Origin of the sequence: Promineifilum sp. (SeqCode), from assembly GCF_041918635.1 — a bacterium.
Classification (GTDB): domain Bacteria; phylum Chloroflexota; class Anaerolineae; order Promineifilales; family Promineifilaceae; genus Promineifilum.
In genome coordinates, this window is the sequence record NZ_JAYRVJ010000394.1 from 1 (window position 1) to 2,361 (window position 2,361).

The 2,361-nt window shown below is 66.8% G+C and carries 2 protein-coding genes and 1 pseudogene; 1 reads left to right on the top strand and 2 read right to left on the bottom strand.

Annotated features, from left to right (window positions below):
* Both ACE3UY_RS12240 and ACE3UY_RS12245 read right to left on the bottom strand, forming a co-directional pair.
* Positions 1-583 (bottom strand): (2Fe-2S)-binding protein (locus ACE3UY_RS12240; RefSeq protein ID WP_374687800.1); only part of this gene is annotated, 583 nt, incomplete at its 3' end.
* Between the two features lie 14 nt (positions 584-597).
* Positions 598-1,605 (bottom strand): dihydroorotate dehydrogenase-like protein, encoded by a 1,008-nt coding sequence (locus ACE3UY_RS12245; protein ID WP_374687801.1) that lies wholly within the window; start codon positions 1,603-1,605, stop codon positions 598-600.
* A gap of 199 nt (positions 1,606-1,804) precedes the next feature.
* Between ACE3UY_RS12245 and ACE3UY_RS12250 the strand changes: the two are divergent.
* Positions 1,805-2,361: pseudogene (locus ACE3UY_RS12250) on the top strand (hypothetical protein); the annotation flags it as partial.

A 2,361-nucleotide genomic window follows, 5' to 3' on the forward strand; every position in this document is an offset into this window, starting at 1 on the left:
CGCCGCCGCCGCTCAGTTCTGGCCCGCCCAACTCGTCACTCTCCCGCCCGTCGTCCGGGATGCCGCCGACCAGGTAGCTGGCGTCGACGATCTCCGGTTGGGGCAGAGGCGGCGGCTCCTCCCCGCGCAGATAAGCGGCGGCGCGCAGCACGGCCTGCACCGGCCGGAAGTAGCCCGTCTCCCGGCACAACACGCCGGAGAGGGCGTCGCGCACCTGCGCCTCGGTCGGGTCGGGCGTACGGGACAGCAGCCCCTTGGCGGCCAGCATCATAGCCGGCGTGGAGTAGCCGGACTGGATGGCGCCCGTCTCGATGAACGCCTGCTGGATGGGGTGCAGTTCGCGGACGCCGGGTGTCAGGCCCTCGATGGTCTCAACGTGCCGGCCGGCGACCTGACCCACCAGCAGTGTGTCGGCGCTGACAAGCTGACCATCCACCAGCACGGCCGCCGCCCCCGTCTCGCCGGAGTGGCTACCAAAACGGACGCTGACGTAGCCTGCGGCCCGCAGAGCATCCCGCAGGGTGTCGGTCAGCCGGGCGTGAACTGTTTCATCCCGGCCGTTGATGTGGAGCGATATTGACATAATGTATTCCCTGCTCAGGAATCCTTCTGCGAGCGGGCGGTGCGCAGGACATTCAGATAGTTGGCGCGTTCCAGGGCGGCTGAGTCGCCGATCTGTACGTGGCTGAGGCAACCTTGGATATCCTTAACCGACGCATAGGCGTGGCTGTCCAACCACTGCTGGAGGTCGCCGCTCACCGTCGCCAGGTGGTCAATACCGTTGATGATGAGCGCCGAAGCCATCATGGCGACGTTGGCCCCGGCCATCAGGCTCTTAATGACGTCGACGGCGGTATGGACGCCGCCGGTAATGGCCAGGTCGGCCTTGACCTGCCCGGCCAGCAGCGCCACCCAGCGCAGCCGCAGCCGCAACTCGCTCGACGTGCTCAGGTCGAGGCTCGGCTCGATGGCCCGGTTCTCGATGTCGAAATCGGGCTGGTAGAAGCGGTTGAAGAGCACCAGCCCGTTGGCCCCGGCCCCCACCAGCCGGCGCGAGACGTTGGTGATGGCGCTGAAGTACGGGTTGAGCTTGATGGCGATCGGGATGCGCACCGATTGGCGCACGTCGCGCACCAGGTCGACGTACATCTGCTCGACCTCGGCTGCGGTGATCTGGGGCTTGGTCGCCAGGTAATAGATGTTGAGTTCCAGCGCGTCGGCCCCGGCCGCCTCGATCAGCCGGGCGTAGCGCGTCCACCCGCTGCTGTAGTAGCCGTTCAGGCTGGCAATGACCGGCATATTGACGGCGCGCTTGGCCTGGTATAGATGGGCCAGATACCCGCCGGCGCCCTGGTTGTACTCCGGCATCTGCGCGATGTGACGCAGAGCCTCTGGCAGTTCCTCGCGGTGCTGGCCGTAGTAGCTGGAGTAGCCCATTTCAGACAGTTCGATCTGCTCCTCAAAGAGCGAATAGAGGACGACGGCGCCCGCGCCCGCCGCCTCCATGCGTCGCAGATTATCCGTTTCGTAGGTCAGGGGGCAGGAGGAAACAACGAGTGGAGACTTCAGGGTCAGGCCCAGGTAAGTGGTTGTCAGGTCGGCCATAAGATGTTTTCCGTCTTCTCAGGTATAGGTCTAGAACGCTTCCGGCCGGGCGTTTGGCTCCAATCGCCCGCATTGAGGCTACGTTCACGTGCGTCGGTTGCTCTCTATTGTATCAGAAATATGGTGTGCAGGTGATTATGAGCGCCCTGTGACTGCGTTGGACGGACACCGGCTGCCGGCTATAATGCCGGGTGGCAGTATGAGCGAGCAAGACATTCAGGAAACCGCGGAGCCGGCCGCCTACCGCTGCGCCCGCTGCGACAGCATCGTCCCCGAGGGAGCCACCCAGTGCATCATGTGCGGCCTGCCGCGGCCGGTCGGGCCGCCCCCGGCCGGCCCCGCGCCAGAGATGCCAGCCCTGGACGCGCCTCCCATCGCTCCCGCTGAGCCGCCTCTCGTTGCCGATGAGTTGCCCACTGCTCCCGATGAGCCGCCCGTAGAGCTGGCGCGCCCCAAACCGCCGGCCGTCTTCGAGAGCGAGGTGCGCGAGAGCCGCTCGAACCTCCTCTTCTGGGTCGTCGCGGCGCTGGTGACGCTCGGCCTGGGCGCGGCCTGGCTGGCGCTGCGCGACAGGGGGCCGGCGGTGATGGCGGCTTTCATCCCGACCACTACCCTCTTGCCGCCCACCATCACCCTCACGCCCACCTGGACGCCGCTGCCGTCGGAGACATTGCCTCCCAGCGCCACGCCCAGCCCGTCGCAGACGCCCGCGCCGACCAGCACCCCGCGCGACCCGCGCACCCACACCGTCAGCGC